Source organism: Atopobium sp. oral taxon 810 str. F0209 (genome assembly GCF_000466405.1).
GTDB lineage: Bacteria > Actinomycetota > Coriobacteriia > Coriobacteriales > Atopobiaceae > Olegusella.
Map to the genome: position 1 here is coordinate 1 of NZ_KE952955.1, position 16,997 is coordinate 16,997.

The 16,997-nt window shown below is 51.0% G+C and carries 15 protein-coding genes; 4 read left to right on the forward strand and 11 right to left on the reverse strand.

Going from position 1 to position 16,997, the window contains the following annotated elements; genetic code table 11:
* Window positions 1-135 precede the first annotated feature (135 nt).
* From HMPREF9069_RS06485 to HMPREF9069_RS06515, 7 genes are all read right to left on the reverse strand, one after another.
* Complete coding sequence (locus HMPREF9069_RS06485; RefSeq protein ID WP_021626407.1) at window positions 136-813, reverse strand: hypothetical protein; 678 nt, start codon at window positions 811-813, stop codon at window positions 136-138.
* 59 nt (window positions 814-872) lie between these two features.
* Window positions 873-3,332: a phenylalanine--tRNA ligase subunit beta gene (gene pheT, locus HMPREF9069_RS06490; protein WP_021626408.1), complete on the reverse strand. Its 2,460-nt coding sequence runs from the start codon at window positions 3,330-3,332 to the stop codon at window positions 873-875.
* Window positions 3,333-3,363: 31 nt separating this feature from the next.
* On the reverse strand, window positions 3,364-4,431 hold the full coding sequence (pheS, locus tag HMPREF9069_RS06495; RefSeq protein WP_021626409.1) for a phenylalanine--tRNA ligase subunit alpha: 1,068 nt from the start codon (window positions 4,429-4,431) through the stop codon (window positions 3,364-3,366).
* A gap of 333 nt (window positions 4,432-4,764) precedes the next feature.
* The gene (locus HMPREF9069_RS06500; RefSeq protein ID WP_021626410.1) at window positions 4,765-5,583 is read right to left on the reverse strand and encodes an HAD family hydrolase; all 819 of its coding nucleotides are present in this window, start codon (window positions 5,581-5,583) and stop codon (window positions 4,765-4,767) included.
* 33 nt (window positions 5,584-5,616) lie between these two features.
* The gene (brnQ, locus tag HMPREF9069_RS06505) at window positions 5,617-6,948 is read right to left on the reverse strand and encodes a branched-chain amino acid transport system II carrier protein (protein WP_021626411.1); all 1,332 of its coding nucleotides are present in this window, start codon (window positions 6,946-6,948) and stop codon (window positions 5,617-5,619) included.
* Window positions 6,949-7,145: 197 nt separating this feature from the next.
* Window positions 7,146-7,601, reverse strand: a complete 456-nt coding sequence (locus tag HMPREF9069_RS06510) for a PTS sugar transporter subunit IIA (RefSeq protein ID WP_035438718.1) — start codon at window positions 7,599-7,601, stop codon at window positions 7,146-7,148.
* 139 nt (window positions 7,602-7,740) lie between these two features.
* Complete coding sequence (locus tag HMPREF9069_RS06515) at window positions 7,741-8,682, reverse strand: ROK family protein (protein ID WP_021626413.1); 942 nt, start codon at window positions 8,680-8,682, stop codon at window positions 7,741-7,743.
* 265 nt (window positions 8,683-8,947) lie between these two features.
* On the opposite strand from HMPREF9069_RS06515, the gene HMPREF9069_RS06520 reads away from it, so the two are divergent.
* The 4 genes from HMPREF9069_RS06520 to HMPREF9069_RS06535 are packed head-to-tail and all read left to right on the forward strand — an operon-like array spanning window position 8,948 to window position 12,559.
* Window positions 8,948-10,711, forward strand: coding sequence for a carboxypeptidase M32 (locus HMPREF9069_RS06520; RefSeq protein WP_021626414.1), 1,764 nt, complete (start codon window positions 8,948-8,950; stop codon window positions 10,709-10,711).
* An 8-nt stretch (window positions 10,712-10,719) separates the two neighbouring features.
* Window positions 10,720-11,196: a D-aminoacyl-tRNA deacylase gene (gene dtd / locus HMPREF9069_RS06525; protein WP_021626415.1), complete on the forward strand. Its 477-nt coding sequence runs from the start codon at window positions 10,720-10,722 to the stop codon at window positions 11,194-11,196.
* Between the two features lie 38 nt (window positions 11,197-11,234).
* On the forward strand, window positions 11,235-11,654 hold the full coding sequence (gene mscL, locus HMPREF9069_RS06530; protein WP_021626416.1) for a large conductance mechanosensitive channel protein MscL: 420 nt from the start codon (window positions 11,235-11,237) through the stop codon (window positions 11,652-11,654).
* A gap of 23 nt (window positions 11,655-11,677) precedes the next feature.
* The gene (locus HMPREF9069_RS06535; protein ID WP_035438719.1) at window positions 11,678-12,559 is read left to right on the forward strand and encodes a spermidine synthase; all 882 of its coding nucleotides are present in this window, start codon (window positions 11,678-11,680) and stop codon (window positions 12,557-12,559) included.
* A 21-nt stretch (window positions 12,560-12,580) separates the two neighbouring features.
* On the opposite strand, the gene hisS is transcribed toward HMPREF9069_RS06535, so the two are convergent.
* The 4 genes from hisS to HMPREF9069_RS06555 form a co-directional block, all read right to left on the reverse strand.
* A complete protein-coding gene (hisS, locus tag HMPREF9069_RS06540) occupies window positions 12,581-13,894 on the reverse strand; it encodes a histidine--tRNA ligase (RefSeq protein WP_021626418.1) in 1,314 nt (437 codons plus the stop codon).
* A 182-nt stretch (window positions 13,895-14,076) separates the two neighbouring features.
* Window positions 14,077-14,697, reverse strand: a complete 621-nt coding sequence (locus HMPREF9069_RS06545; RefSeq protein WP_021626419.1) for a DUF47 domain-containing protein — start codon at window positions 14,695-14,697, stop codon at window positions 14,077-14,079.
* A 51-nt stretch (window positions 14,698-14,748) separates the two neighbouring features.
* Complete coding sequence (locus HMPREF9069_RS06550; RefSeq protein WP_021626420.1) at window positions 14,749-15,801, reverse strand: inorganic phosphate transporter; 1,053 nt, start codon at window positions 15,799-15,801, stop codon at window positions 14,749-14,751.
* Between the two features lie 126 nt (window positions 15,802-15,927).
* Window positions 15,928-16,962 carry a branched-chain amino acid aminotransferase gene (locus HMPREF9069_RS06555; protein ID WP_021626421.1) on the reverse strand — a complete coding sequence of 345 codons (1,035 nt, stop codon included), beginning with the start codon at window positions 16,960-16,962 and terminating at the stop codon, window positions 15,928-15,930.
* Between the last annotated feature and the right edge of the window lie 35 nt (window positions 16,963-16,997).

Here is a 16,997-nt window from a genome sequence, read left to right on the forward strand (position 1 = left end):
GAAAGAATGTGTGGCGTTTGGCAAGCGGAAGGATGCTGATTGAAACAGAACGTGGCCTTTGGCAAGCAGGACCGTGTTGACTGAAACGATGTGTGGCGTTTGGCAAGCAGGACTGCGACACGGCAGACCTAGCAGCTATGAAAGGCCTCCGGCATAGGTAAGCAGACCCGCGGAAATGGTAGCGTTGACCTCATCGAATACGCACGCGAAAAAATCAGCGTCAAGCAAGGAGTAGCGTGGGATATCGTCGATATGATTGACCTGCGTTGTCGCCACCATCTCACGAGCCACCTCAACCGCCGCACGCACATCAATTTCAGCCACCTCGTATTGGGGAAACGCTCTGCATTGCTCAATAAGCTCAGCCGTCACACGAGGCATCATCGAGATAGATAGGGTCCTACCAAAGCGTTCAAAGTCACTCTGCTTTCGGATACGCAGCGGATCACCATATTCAAGGCCCTGCTTGACAATGAGCTCGTTTACATGGTGGTTATACAGATGGTCTGCCACCAGATGCGCCCAAACACCAAGCACTACATCGGATACGCGACCCTTTCCGTCGCGATTTGGCTCGGCGTAACTCTGCCAAAACTCCTGATAATCGGGTTCGGGCATATGATACGGATCGGCAAAATGAGTCGTACGATAATCAATAATTTTGCTAACACGGGGCACCATGTAGCCCACATAAACATCAGGGAGGAAATTGCCAAAAAGAAAGCAATTCACATCGCAAATTCCCAGCTCAGAGGGTGTATATTCCTCAAGTAGCTGTTCGACTTGCGCGGTATGAATGTTCCAGCTTGGCATCTTCCTCCCCTCTTGGACTTTACACGCTAGATAGCCTTTAAGTACTAGGCGGCTATTACTTAAGAGCGAACTTCACCACCAGTGGATTTTGTTACCTTAGTCACAAGCTTATTATGTGCTTTTTCTACCTCATCGGAGGTCAACGTATGGTCATCAGCACGATAGGTCAGCGAGAACGCCATCGACTTTTTGCCTACGCCAACACGCGCGTCATCACGGTAGACATCAAAGAGCTGAACTTCACGCAGAAGCTTACCGCCAGCTGAATGCAGACGCTGCATAACCTGTTCACAGGTCACAGACTCGTCAACTACCAAGGCGAGGTCCACTGCAACACCAGGCAATGTGGGCACATCTTGGTAAGGAAGCTCACGCTTGGCAAGGCGGAGAAGCGCCGCCAGCGAAAGTTCAAAAGCGACCACCGGCTCGTCAATACCAAAGCGACGCAAAGCCAGCGGGTGGACATTTCCTACCCAGCCCAACAACTCACCGCCAGCAAGAATCTCAGCTGCACGACCAGGCTGCAACCAACTGTACTTCTCGGGCTCTGCCACCTTATAACGAACCTTGGTCAGACGGAGCGCCGAGGTCAGCTGTTCAATAACTCCCTTAGCATCAAAGAAGTCAAGCTGAGCGTATTTAGTGTCCCACTCATCAAGATTCCAACGACCGCAAAGTACACCTGCCACCATAGAAGGCTCATCGGGCGAGCTCTTCTTGGGATGACCATAAAAAACGCGACCAATTTCATACAGATGAACGTTGGGCGTACCATGATCGAGGTTATAAGCCACCGAACGAAGCAACCCTGGAATAATGCTGCGGCGCATCTCGGCCTGATCGGCCACCAGCGGATTCATGATGCGCACGGGAATGCCGCGACCTTCCTCAGACATACCCAGCTTTGCCAAATCATCCGTTTCGGCAAAGCAGTACGTACTTGTCTCGGATAGACCACAGCTACGCAAAGTAGCACCAATGCGACGAATACGCTGTTGATCAACGGTCAGACCACCGGCATGATTGCGCGCTGCAGGCAAAGTTGGCTCAATGTCGCCCTCACCCCACAGGCGGCAAACCTCTTCGATAAGATCGACTTCGCGGGTCAAGTCGGGACGATTGGTGGGAGTGGTTACCTTGAAAGACTCAGGGTCGCTGGTATCCACCTTGCAGCCAAGCCTCGTCAGACGAGCAACAATAAATTTGTCATCTACGGGAGCACCGCAAAGCAGACGCACGCGAGCAGGACGCAGCTCGACCACAGGCGCTACTGCGGGCACAGGATACGCATCGACTATGCCAGAGCAAACCTCAGCACCACAGCACTGCTCAAACAACGCTGCTGCGATATCAGACACCTCAGCACAGCGAGCAGCATCCACCTGACGCTCATAGCGGATAGAAGCTTCGCTCATCAAATCAAGCCTGCGACTAGTGCGTGATATATGACCGCGGTCAAAGCAGGCAGACTCCAGCAGAACATCGGTTGTGTTCTCATCAATCTCGGAGTCCTCACCGCCCATTACACCAGCAAGACAAATAGGCGTCGCACCATCATCGGTAATAAGAGGCATATCGCTATCGAGCACACGATCTTGACCATCGAGAGTCACCAGATGCTCACCCGTGGCAGCAGCACGTACAACAATGTGACGTTTACCATCACGTTCGGACAGTTTGTTCAAGTCAAAGGCATGCAACGGCTGACCCGTCAAAAACATCACGTAGTTGGTTACATCTACTACATTGTTGATAGGACGAGCGCCTGCAGCAGTTACGCGGCGAGCAAGCCACTCAGGACTAGGGCCAATTTTGACATTACGAAGCACACGTGCGGTATAGCGCGAGCAGAGCGCGGGGTCATCAATCTGCACATCTACTAAATCAGATGTCTGCTCCTCCATCTCATGAGCAATGCGGGGCAACTCGATATGCGTATCCTCATCAAGTATTGCCGAAGTTTCTTGCGCCACACCTGTCATCGACAAGCAGTCCGGACGATTGGGTGTCATCTCACAGTCGATAACGGTATCAGACAGGCCATACCAATCAGCAAAATCGAGACCCACAGGCGTGTCCTCGGGCAAAATCCAAATACCCGAGTGATCCGAACCAAATCCCAACTCACGCTGGGAACAATTCATACCATTAGAGTCCACGCCACGAAGCTTGCTCTTCTTAATTTTGAAGCCACCAGGCAGCTCGGCACCAACCATAGCGACAACAATATGGTCGCCCTCTTCAAAATTCTGAGCACCGCAGACAATCTGCAACGGCTCGGGATTACCCTCTTTATCGACGTTCTTCTTGCCAACAGACACTTGACAGAGCCACATGTGGTCCGAGTCGGGATGAGGCTGCTTGGAAATCACTTGACCCGTCACCACGTCATGCAGGTCGGCACCCATCTTTTCGACAGCTTCAACTTCAGTACCGGTACGAACAAACTCAGCTACCAAATCTTTGGGGTCGACAGGCACATCAACCATCGACTTGAGCCACTCATATGAAACGCGCATTAGTATTGTCCCTTCTTGGTCGCGCGGGATATTAGAACTGCTTGAGGAAGCGCTCGTCGCCAGTCATCAGCATGCGTAGGTCAGGCAGGTCATAGCGAAGTGCTGCAACGCGCTCAACGCCAATACCAAAGGCAAATCCAGTATATTTTTCGGGATCAATGTCTACATAACGCAAAACGTTGGGATCGACCATGCCGCAGCCCAAAATCTCAAGCCATCCAGTATTTTTGCAAAAACGGCAGCCCTTACCATGGCATACGCCACAAGAGACATCAACCTCACAGCTCGGCTCGGTAAAGGGGAAGAAGTGCGGACGGTAGCGGGTCGCACGATCTTTACCAAAGATCTCGCGACAGAAGTAATCAAGCGTTCCTTTAAGGTCACCAAACGTGATACCTTCGTCAACCACCAAACCTTCTACCTGCGTAAACTGAGGTAAGTGATTGGCATCTGCCGTATCGGGACGAAATACGGTACCTGGACAAATCATATAGATAGGCGGTTTGCGCTGCTCCATTACGTGTACCTGTACGCCCGAGGTCTGAGTACGCAGCAGCAAATCCGAGCTTGAAAGACCCAAGTCGCCCTTACCCTCAGGAGCATTATCAACCACATAAAAGGTATCGTTTGCCGAACGACTGGGGTGATCAACGGGAGCATTAAGTGCGGTAAAGTTGTGATAAACGTCCTCGATATAAGGGCCATCCTCAACGGTATAGCCCAATCCGCAAAAAACGTCTTCAATTTCCTCACGAATTTGTGAAATGAGATGCTGGGTACCAATACGAGAAGAGCGACCAGGTAGAGTCACATCCACTGCCTCAGCAGAGATCTGCTTGTCAAGAGCAGCCTGCTCAAGTTCATCTCTACGTGCAGCAATCATAGCCTCGACATGAGAGCGAACAGTGTTTGCCAGTTTACCCATTGCCGGACGCTCCTCAGGAGCGACTTTTCCCATCATACGCATGATGGCCGTGAGGCTACCCTTTTTGCCGGTTGCCGCAACGCGGACCTGCTCGAGTTCCTCGACCGTCTGAGCCTTATCAAGACCCTCCCTCACCTGTGCCTCAATGGCAGCAAGTTCGTCGGTCATTGCCATGTGCTCTCCTCCTTCACGCAATAAAAAACCGTCCCTGACGCGCAATAGCGCAATCCAAGGACGGATGTCTCCGCGGTACCACCTCAGTTGAGCGGTGGATGTCTGCCCACCGTCTCCTCTTTTGTTCTGTGTCGTAGAACTTACGGCTCACTTAATGATATGCGCAATTAAACGCATACGTTCGGGTTGCAGCTGTTAGAGTGAACTCTGTTTGTCAACCTCATAGGCACCTCTCAACCGACGTGTGCCCTCTCTGTCTGAAGCCATGCGACAAGCAAACCTCTCCGTCATCGCCTGCGGGCAAGTCTAGCACACCTTGCTGCCAAAACCTCCCTAGTCTTGTGCTTCCCACCGTCCCGCCACGATAGCCTCTATAGTGGCAGCCACAGCATCATCTTCGCAGCGTCCAATATGGTAGTGTGCTGCTGCCACAGCCTCAGGAGCTGCCCCTTGCACTGCTGCGGAATGCGGCACATGCTCAAGCATAGTTACATCGTTACCACCATCACCAAAGACTGCCACTTCATCAAGGCTGCAGCCAATAGCCTGGCAAAGTAAATCAATACCCGTAGCCTTTGACCAGCCACGCCGTGTAACGTTAATCCACGCAGGCTGTGGTACATCAAAACTCAAATCATCGAACTGCTCATTGAGCAGGGCTGAAAATGTGCGCGTATTATCAAGATCGCCCACTTGAAAAGCATTGCATTTGACCGTACGTGTACTTGGCAGTTCATGCAGTATGCGGCAGCTTTCAACATATTTAGGAAAGCAGCGCCCCATGTCCTCTATACTCCCCGCCACCAACTGCGGTACCCCACCGTCAAAACACACCAAACCAGCATGCGGGAGTTGCTCCAAAAACTCAGCCATACGACCAATCTGGTTATTGTTGATAACCTCTTCGTGCAGCAACTCGCCATCCAAAAAAACTTGCATGCCATTGGTGGCCAGCATCGTATCGCCAAGGCGTTGCTTGTTACGCAGCATGGGAATTGCCCATTCGCGTGCGCGACCCGTAGCCACACCCACACGAATCCCTGCATCGAACGCCGCCTCAAGAGCAGCAGCTGTACGCTCACTGACCTGATGCTGACCTGCAGGCAAAATTGTTCCGTCAATGTCAGTCAAAATGAGTTTAAACTCACTCACGCGTGCACTCCTTTTGCTGGCTCATTTTGCAACTTATGCCAGCTGCCGTTGTTGCAGAAACTCCGCCACAAATCCTACAGCATAGCCTAGCAACGTCGGCAGCACCCAAGCCATACCCATAGCTGCCAAAGGAAGCAGATCAAAGGGCAGCCACGCCTGAGGCACAAAGCCATCGCGGAAGGCAATAATAACGCTCACAACCGTGCATACCGTCACAGCTGCTTTCCAAGCCATGGAATGCTTGGCTGATGTGGGCAAAAGCCCCATCAATACCAGCACAATTGCCACAGGATAAAGTGCCGAAAGCACGGGCACCGAGTAACCCAAAATTGTTGCCAAGCCAAAGTTTGCAAAGATGGCTGACACCACCGCTATAAGCAGCGCCCACTGCTTATAGCTCATCTTCCCGTAGGTCTGGAAAAAATATTCGCCAATCGAGCAGATAAGGCCGATACACACATTCAAACAAGCAAGACCAAAAATCGCAGCAACGATAGCTGTACCCACAACACCAAAATGCAGGTTTGCGGCGGCACTAATCACATCTGCACCGTTAGAGGTACCACCCAACACAGGACCCACAATCATGCCGACTATGCCAAAGCCTAGGTAGATAACACCCATCAGCACACCCGCAACCACACCAGAACGCATGACCTGCTTGGCAACGAACTTTGGTTCGCTCAGGCCCAATTCACGAATGTTCATCGAGATAACAAGACCAAAGGCAAGGCCTGCCAGCATATCCATAGTCTGGTAGCCCGTCGTAAATCCAGCAAGTACGGGAGCCACATCATAAGGGGCAGTCGCAGTCGTCGAGGTCGATGCGGGTGGGTCAATCAGAGTAACGCCCACCACAACCACAATCAACACAATGAGCGCAGGACCGGAAATTTTGCCCATGAGTTCGGTCAGGCGATTGGGGTGCATAGCCAGAAGGTATGCCACCAAGAAAAACACCAGCGTAAACCCTAGCTGTGCCAAAAACAAAGCCGTGGAATCCAACTTTGGCATCAGCGGATCAAACATTGCAAACGAAGTCGATGCGGTACGTGGAATTGCCAGACAAGGTCCAATGGCAAGGTAAATCAACGCCATAAAAATCTCGGCAAACTTGGGATGAATACGCCCACCCAAATCACGCGCGGTTCCTGCCATAGCAACAGCGGCAATCGTCAAAACGGGTAGACCTACTGCAGAAACAAGGAAGCCTAATAGGGCAAGCGGAGTATCAGTGCCCGCCTGTACACCCAGACGAGGAGCAAGAATTAGATTACCCGCTCCAAAGAACATGGAAAAAAGCGTAACGCCGACGATGAGGCCGTCACGCAAACCGAGTCTGTCACTTCCTTGTTTTGCTTCCATATCTATCCCCCAAACATAAAAATAGCGTTGGAACACCCTACCATCACCTGTGCAAAATTGGAATCCCAAAGCCAACTATTCTTCTGCTTGTTAACTTTTGGCAATTCTTGATACAAAAAACCTCCCATTTCTCATGTCCAAGCAATGGGAGGCAGTCCCTACCTATCAGGGGCTTAAGCTATGTAAGCTTATTTATATTAGTCATGCAAACGCTTATTGACAGCAGCAGCGATGGTCTCTGCATCCGTCGCGTTTTCCATCTCGGTGCGGAAGTTGGCGTGAGTTAGCACACGAGCAATCTTGGAAAGCAGCTCCAGATGGACGCTTGCACCTTCCTCAGCGGGAACAAGCAAAGCAATAGCATAGACAACAGGGGCCTCGTCCATGGTCTTCCAGGCAATATCACCCGAAAGCTTAAGAACAATAACGGCCGTCTCCTTGATCTCGGGAGCCATTGCGTGCGGAATAGCATAACCATCGGTCATGCCGGTAGAACCCATATCTTCGCGGGAACGTAGAGCCTTAAAGATTGCATCAGCGTCAGTACCAATTCCCAGCTCAACGGCCTTGTCTGCAATCACATGCAGGGCTTCGTCAACATCCCTTGCAGGGCAGTCAAGAAAAACGTGAGAGGCTTGGACGAGGTCAACCATGGATTTCTCCTTACTCGCGACCATACAGGACGAAGTGTCACCTGGCACTTCGCTCATATCTGCCTTAGGATACCACGTACGAGCGAAAACCTAGCGCAAATGAGGGCATTACTACGTACTTATCGCAAGTTTTCACCTGCTAGGCACGTGCTTGCAAGGCACAATAAGCAGCGCCGTACATTCCAGCCTCATTGCCCAATGTCGCAGCGCTAATGCGCATCGCCGCACAAGCAGGGAAGCAACTCTCACGGAACGCAGAGGTAATTTTGGGTCCAATAACGTTCCAAGCGCCCGCCACGCCACCACCTACCAGCACTAACTCAGGATCCACAATGGTGGCAATCTGAGACAGGGCACGACCTAGGTAGGCACACATCGTATCAATTGCTTGCGCAGCGCAAACATCTCCTGCTTCAAGAGCATTAAAAATCGAGATAGTATCGGTAGCATGCTCAATGGCAACAGGTGTTTGAACTGCAGCTTTGCATGCCTTGAGATAAAGCTTAACAAGGCCTTTCGCCGAGGCATACTGCTCAAGACAACCTTTGTTACCACAGCCGCAGCTCTCAGTCTCGTTGGGCTCCATATTGATGTGACCAATTTCGCCACCCGCACCAAAGGCACCAGCAACCAGTTTGCCATCAATGATGACACCACCGCCCACGCCCGTGCCCAAGGTAACCATGACACAACTCTTGACACCTTTAGCACCGCCCTGCCAAACCTCACCGAGGGCTGCTGCATTAGCATCGTTAACAAAAGCAAGCACTGCTGCCGCGAAATGAGCTTTGAGCGCTGCCTTAAAGCCTTCAACATCAAGAGTGATATTGGGAAGCACACCCACATGTCCTTGAGCATCAACAGGGCCAGGCACATCCAAGCCTACGGCCACAATATCAGCAGGCGTCAGCTGGGAGGCTGCCAGCAACTTGTCGAGACCTGCAGTCACAATATGGAAGGCCTCTTCGTTCACCAATTCAGTTGTCTTGATTTTGGCGATATCAAGAAGCTGTCCTTCTTCATCAAAAAGGCCTGCCTTGATAGAGGTGCCGCCTACATCGATACCAAGTACATAAGCCATAGCTTGCTCCTTTCGTCTGCCAACGGATGACTTTAAGTATCCCTCAAAGCAAGGCTTTGCTGCATGTCATTTTTTGGTTGAGGCACATGAAAACATCCGTAAAGACAAGCTGCAGAGAGCTTGTAGCCATTAGGCGAAGGGAACATGCAGACGGTCTATACACAGGCAACCATGCGCTACACTGTCCTTCGTATATCGTTTCTGGGTCCTGAGGAACGATACTTCCATACGGCCCCACACACACCACGGCGCAGCAGGGGGAACTATGAGTAACAAGCTTCCATCCTTTATGAAACAATCTCAAGACGAGCAAAAAAACGCTCAGCACACAGATGAAGAAAAGCTCCAGCAAACTACAGAGGCGCCGTCTGATTCTCAGCAAAGTCTTGATTTAGACGAGCCAGATAACCTGACTCCTGCTACGGATGCAAAACCGCATCGTGAAGTACCTGCAGCAAGCATCCCCACGCTTCCTGGGATACCTGGCATCCCTCCCCTCGCAGCAGATGCCGCAGTACCCAATCCCCGCGCTGACCTTGAGGCTCTTGACAAGCTCGAGCGCCATCTCTACGCACACCGCTATGCTGAGTCGGGCATTAGCTGCTATGGCATGTCAATTGATCCTGAGGATGCAACTGCAGACCGTGGCGAGGCGCTCGCAATTCTTCAGGAAGAAGATCAGGAGTTGCTCTGCTCGCCTGCAACAGGCGCTCTGCTGGACCGTCTCTCAACTGCAACAGCACTCGAACTCGAAAACGATACTCAACGCGCGCAGGTACGTATTCTCAAGCGAGACCGTGCACAATTAGTTGATGTGCCTGCCGATGAACAGGCAGCCTTCACACGCCTGGTTACCGAGTCTGACGATGTATGGCACAAGGCCAAGGCAGCCAATGACTGGGACTCTTTTGCCCCTTATCTTGACCGTGTCATCGAGTCAATGCGCAGGCTTGCAAACTACAAAAAACCTGGTGTCAATGCGTACGATGTATGGCTTGACGAATTTGAGCAGGGCAGCAGTACTGCTTTTTATGACTGCTTCTTTGAGCAGGTCAAAGAGGTTGTCGTCCCACTGCTAGCAGATGTATCGGCAGCTCGCCGCAAGCCTAGTCATCGTCCTGTAGAAGGACACTTTGACGAGCGCCGTCAGTGGGAAGTCGCCGCTGACCTTGCACGTATTGAGGGACTTTCTTCTCAATCGCTTTTCTTGACCAAGACCGAGCATCCCTTCTCTGATGCATTGACCACCAACTACGCAATCATCGCTGCGCACGTTTACGAAGATGATGTCTTGTCCAACGTGTTTACCATGCTGCACGAGGGAGGCCATGCCCTCTACGAGCAGGGTGTCAATCCAGAGTACAACTACACCTCACTCAAGGGTGGTACCTCTAGCGGCATGCACGAAGCTCAGTCGCGTTTCTTCGAAAATTACGTCGGACGCTCTGAGGCTTTTTCGGGACCGCTGCTTGAGATTTTGCGCCGCCACTTCCCTGGTCACTTCAATCGTGTAAGTGCACGCCAGCTCTATTTGGCAGAAAATGTCGCCACACCTCAGCCCATCCGCGTTGAAGCAGATGAGCTTACCTATCCTCTGCACATATTGGTGCGCTACGAGCTCGAACAGCTGCTTATGTCAGGTGAGGCAAAGGCTGCCGATATTCCTGACCTTTGGGCTCAAAAATACCGTGAGTATCTAGGCGTTCGCGTACCCGACGCAACTCATGGTGCGCTACAAGATACCCACTGGGCTGATGGCCTGATTGGATATTTCCCCACCTATGCTTTGGGTGGTGCCTATGGTGCTCAATTCCGTGCTGCCATGATTTCTGAAGGTATGGACTGGGAAGGTACTCTCGCCTCGGGCAATTTGGCCCCTGTCCGCGACTGGCTACGCAGTCGCGTATGGCACTATGGCAGATCTCGCGATCCCAAAGACATCATTTTGACTGCAACAGGTGAGCCCTTTGTCACACGCCACTACACCGACTATCTCACGCAAAAATTCTCTTCGATTTATGGTCTCTAGGTGAGTATATGCGGGCATTGCTACAACGGGTAAGTCAGGCAGAGTGCAGGGTGGATGGCACTTCTACTGGCAGCTGCGGCTTGGGCTATCTCATTTTATTGGGAGTGGGACCTGCCGATGATGAGGCTGCGGCAAAACTACTCTGGGAAAAGATTCGCAAGCTACGCGTCTTTGACGATACTGCAGGTAAGATGAACTTGTCACTTGAAGATGTCGGCGGCGACGTATTGGTGGTAAGTCAGTTCACCCTTTATGCCAATTGTCGCCGTGGCAATCGCCCTTCTTTTGCCGAAGCAGCGCCTCCTGCTATAGCAGATGAGCTCTACCAATATTTTTGTCAACTCGCAGAAACTGATTTGGGCCCAGAACGCGTGGGCAGAGGTATTTTTGCTGCGGATATGAAGGTAACACTCACAAATGACGGACCTGTCACTATTTGGTTAGAAACTGAGGAGCTCACGAAACCTCGGAGACAGCTATCATAAAGCGCACCTTAAGACCTTGGAGAGGAAGGTTTTTCTATATGAAAAAGTTTGCAAAGGAATTCAAGGAGTTCATCTCCCGCGGCAATGTGATGGATCTTGCCGTCGGCGTTATTATCGGCGGTGCGTTTACTGCCATTGTCACCTCGCTGACTGACAACATCATCAATCCTCTAATCTCTATGATTGGTGGCAATCCCGACGTTAAAGGCCTGACCTTTACGTTTAATGGTGCAACTATCGATTTTGGTGCGTTCATCTCCGCTATCATCAACTTCTTGATTATTGCTTTTGTGGTCTTCTGTCTCGTTAAGAGCCTCAACAAGATGCAGGCTCTGGCAGATAAGCACACGGGCAAAACCAAGGAAGAAGCTGCTCCTGCACCTACGTGCCCTTATTGTCTAGAAGAGATCAAGGAAGGCGCAACTAAGTGCCCACACTGCGGCGCTGACCTGCACTAATCCTCACAATGAAAGGCGCTTGAGTGTCTTTCTTTAAGTTCATACAAGCACGTTTTTCGAGCCTGCGCTTACATTTGCTCACTCTTTTGGGAAAGGAAATGTTGGGTGGCAGGCTCGAATTTTCTGGCATGACCCTAGGCGGCACAACTCAAGTGCGCACCATAGATTTTCCCAGCGGCAGACAGATGCGACTACTGTTGGTTGAAGATACGCAGCAGTCCGCGCTGTGGTTGGATGATCCCTATGGAGATCCCCCGTTTCCCTATCTACAACGTTTTGACCTCGCTTTTTATGAAAATAATGCACCAGAAAAGAACAATACACCAAAACAGAACGATGCATCGGAGCGCCTACTTCTTATCGGAGGGGGCGGCTTTGCTTGGCCACGCCATATGCTTGCAAACTATCCCAGCGCAAGCCTTGATGTGGTAGAGCTAGATGAGCAGATAGTTACCCTTGCACGCAAATGGTTTTATGTGGATGAGCTCGAGAGACAGTTTGGTCCCTCAGGTGAAAACCGTCTTCACATCTATACCGTCGATGGGCGCTCCTACCTCGAAAGCTTGCCGCCCAACAAGCGCTATGACGTAATACTTAACGACTGTTTTATTGCTCATAAACCAGCTGAGTCGCTCATGGATGCATCTGCTGCTGAGCTTATACATGCACGCCTAAACACTAATGGCATGTATATCAGCAATATCGTCTCCGCCCTTATGGGACCTCAGGCAACCATTCTCAACACTGTGATACATGTGCTCTGTGCTCACTTTGCCTATGTTGATGTTATTCCCTGCTCACTCGAAGAGCCTACAGAGCCTGGCAATATTGTGGTCATCGCTAGCAATCAACAAAGAAATTTCCCCGGCACGTGGATGAGCTGTGCCGGGGAAACTGCAAATTAAAATTGAAAAAGCTCGTTCGGTCTACAGCAACTTGCCCACATATTCAACCAAATTGCCAAGCTCAACTTGGGCCTGCTCATGGGTGGTCATATCGCGCACACTTGCTTTACCCTCTGCTAACTCGTCGGGACCCAACACCACACAGACCTTGGCATGAAAACGATCTGCTTGTTTGAACTGACTCTTGAGCGAGCGTCCCTGGTAATCCGCCTCACAACGCAGTCCCGCCCCTCTTAACGCAAGCGTTACCTTAAAGGTCTCATTGCGCAACTCAGGCTGGGTGTTTGCCACATACACACAGCTAGGCTCAGCACCTGCTAAGTCTGCACCCGCATCCTCAAGCGCCAGCATAATGCGTTCAAAGCCGACAGCCCAACCAATACCAGGGCAAGGCTTGCCACCCTCAAGCTCAGCTAGACCATCATAGCGACCGCCGCCACCAATAGCACCAATCGCGGCATCGCCCACATACTCAACCTCAAAGACCGTACGCGTATAATAATCTAGACCACGCACGAGTGTTGGGTCTTCAACATAAACCACACCAGCCTCATCTAGGTACTTCTTAACTTGGGTGTAGTGTTCAGCACAGTCATCGCACAGGTGATCTGTTACTAACGGCGCGTCTTTCATAAGCTCACGACAGTGGTCATTTTTGCAGTCAAAACTACGTAGCGGATTAATCTCAGCACGCTCTAGGCAATCCTCGCACATCTCATCTTTGTGATCCAAGATGAAGTCACGCACCATATTGCGATAGGCAGGACGGCATGCTGCATCGCCCATGGAGTTAATGGTCAGCTTGAGGCGCGAAGCATCCAACCCCAGACGCTTATAAAATTCCATCAGCATGATGATGACTTCGGCATCTGCTGCAGGGTCGGATGCGCCCATCCACTCAACGCCTACCTGATGGAACTGACGTAGACGGCCTTTTTGAGGGCGCTCACCGCGAAACATCGGCTCGGCATACCACACCTTTGCTGGCGCTCCACCTTGAGGCACAAAATTATGCTCAACAGCAGCGCGCACTACACCGGCTGTACCCTCGGGACGCATGGCCATACGTTGTTTTGCCTTGAGCCTGCTCTCATCACCTTGTGCCAACAGTCCTTCAAGCAGTGCTCCTGAAAACACGCGGAACATCTCTTTGCGCACGACATCGGTTGACTCACCAATACCATGGGTAAATGTTGCCACTTGCTCGAGCGCGGGTGTCTCGATTGCATCAAAGCCATATGCACCAAAAAGCTCGCGTGCACAATCTTGCATGTGCTGCCAGCTGCGCATATAGCCACCAAAAAGGTCTTCTGTACCTTGGATACGTTGCGCCATGTTGCCCTCCACAATTTGACATACGCGAGCAAGTATACCCAAGATGGGATGTGCGGGAGTTGCTCAACTAAAGTTGTTGCCTCTCCGTGCTTATCCGCGTCCTGTTTGTCCACGCATACCGCGTGCCCGTCACAGAAAACGAATTCTGCTGTTATACACCAATCAAAAGCGAAAGTTAGCCGCTAGGCGCTCTTCAAAACGACAGAGCGAACAATAACGCACACGTGATCACAGCTATTGAGGACATACTCCATGCGATCAAAGAGGCGCAGCCAAGAAGTAGCAACTTTACCGCCCTCTTCCTCATGAAAGAGACGACGGATAGCGTTGTGATACACGCGGTCGCCTTCATCTTCGATGTGGCTGACAGCAATTGCCTTTTCCATCACCACATCGTCGTTTTTGTAGTTGGGCAGATGATCAAACATTTCTTTCATCTCACGCACAGCAGCGAGGGTCAGCTCACCCATCTGGGGACCTTCAATGCGCATCTCAGTGGCACCAAAGAGATCAAGGCGCAGCACAACACCATTCATCTCATCCATAACGTCATCCAAAGACATCGCAAGCTCAGAGATATCCTCACGATCAATTGGCGTGATGAACGAAGAGTAGAGGTTGTGCATAATCTTTTTGACTTTGTCATCGCATTTGTTCTCAAGCACCTTTAGCTTGGGAATCTTGGCAAAACTATCGGGGTAGTTCTCTAAAATCTCGACGTAAATCTCGGCGGCTTCGACCAGCGTAGCAGCGAAGTCCTTCAGCATCGTGTAAAAGACATCTTCCTTTTTGAGCTTGGGCATAACCTACTCCTTATTTGCAACGAACGAAGCGAGTGTTTAAATTCCGCGAGATCAAAACCAAATCAAAAAAAGACGAGCAAGCAAATAGCCGATAAGACCGCAACCTGGGAAAGTAAAAATCCAAGTGTAAATCATTTCCTTAGCAACACCCCAGTTGACAGAACGCACAGACTTGGCAGCACCTGCACCAAGAATAGCAGCTGTTTTGGCATGCGTCGTGGAAACAGGCAGACCAGTCAAGGTTGCAATAAGCAATGCAATTGAGGCTGAAAGCGATGCAGAAAAGCCTTGGTACTTTTCCATTTGCACCATCTCGGTGCCGACCTTCTTGATGATGCGCTTGCCACCAATACCTGTACCGATAGCCATAAATGCGGCGCAAAGCACCTGGATCCAAAGAGGGAATCCAGCCATATCAGCCGCGCCCTTACCCATGGAAAGTGCCACAGCGAGCATAGCGGTAGACATGAACTTTTGGCCATCCTGAGCACCGTGCATCAAAGCTACAAAGGCAGCGCCCGCCACCTGCAGCCGAGCAAAAGTCTTGTCCGCAGTCCGTCTATCCGCATCTTTACAAACAGCACGAATAATCTTGGCAATGACCCATCCGGCACCGTAGCCCAAAAACGAGGAGAGAACGAGGCCCCAGATGACCTTCATCCATTCGGCTCCATTGACGCCGCCAAGACCTCCAGAAACAGCAATGGCACCGCCGGTGAGGCCCGCAATCAGAGCATGGCTTTCGCTGGTAGGAATACCAAATATCCATGCTCCTACACCCCAAGCGACAATACCTACGGTAGCCGCAGCAAGTGCAATTAAGGCAGCATGCGTATCCCCACCAAAATCAACCATGCCACTGACCGTATCGGCAACAGCTGTGGAAATGAAGCACATTGCAACAAGGCCAATAAAATTGCAAACCACACTCATGAGGATTGCGGCATTGATTCCGATTGAGCGCGTACCCACTGCCTCTGCAATAGCATTCGCAGCATCAGTCGCACCATTTACAAAAATCGTACCCATTACGAGGACAATTACGATTGCCAAGAATGGGTTCGTGCCGAGCATCCCTAGGAATTGCCCAAAGTCGACGTTCATACTTTCCCCTCGACGGGTCTGATGTCAGAGTCATTCTACCTATAAATAAAAATAGTGCAGCATTTATTTTATGCTGCACTAGTATTTTTTTTAACTATTGGTTCCAGAAGGCCTCTGAGCTGGGATTTAGCAAATTTTATAAATCCAGCCCTCAGGTGCCTCAATGTCGCCCTGCTGAATATCTACCAAAGTTTGACGCAACTTTGCCATCACAGGCCCCACTGTTTCAAATCCATTTTTGAAAATGATCTTCTTGTCTGCCGAATCGACCTCACCCACCGGTGAAATTACCGCTGCGGTACCGCACATACCGCACTCAACAAACTGGTCGATTTCATCAAAACGCACAGGACGCTGTTCAACCTTCATGCCCAGCATGTTTTCGGCAACATAGACCAGCGAACGACGGGTAATTGATGGCAAAATCGAGTCAGTAAAGCTCTGGGGCACCACCAACGTACCATCATCAGCGACAAAGATAATATTGGCGCCACCCGATTCCTCCACATAACTGCGGGTCTCGGGGTCAAGGAACATATTGTCTGCATAGCCCTTGCTATGTGCCTCGACACTGGGATAGAGACTCATTGCATAATTCAGGCCAGCCTTGATATTGCCCGTACCATGAGGCGCCGCACGGTCATACGAGGAAACCTGCAATTTAACAGGCTTAACGCCACCCTTGTAATAGGGACCCACGGGCGTCACAAGAATGCGGAACTGATACTGATCGGCGGGCTTAACACCGATAACATCCCCCGTTGCAAACATAAAAGGACGCACATACAGCGTGGCGCCCGACCCATAGGGCGGCACCCAAGCTGCATTTGCCTTTACCACCTGTTTGACCGCCTCGACAAAACGTTCAACAGGAAACTCTGGCATGCAAATCCTACGTGCAGAGTCAGCCATGCGCGAAGCATTGAGATCAGGGCGAAAACACACGATATCGCCATTACTTTGGGTATATGCCTTGAGACCCTCAAAAACTTCCTGACAGTAGTGAAGAAGACCTGCACATTCCGATAGCTGCACCGTATGGTCGGGAGTAAGACTACCCTCATCCCATGCGCCATCAGCATAATTGCTGACATAGCTATAGTCAGTGTGTTGGTAAGCAAAACCCAAGCTACCCCAGTCGATGTTCTTCTTCTCTACCATAAAAACTCCTATCTTCTAGTTGTTGCCTTTTCAGG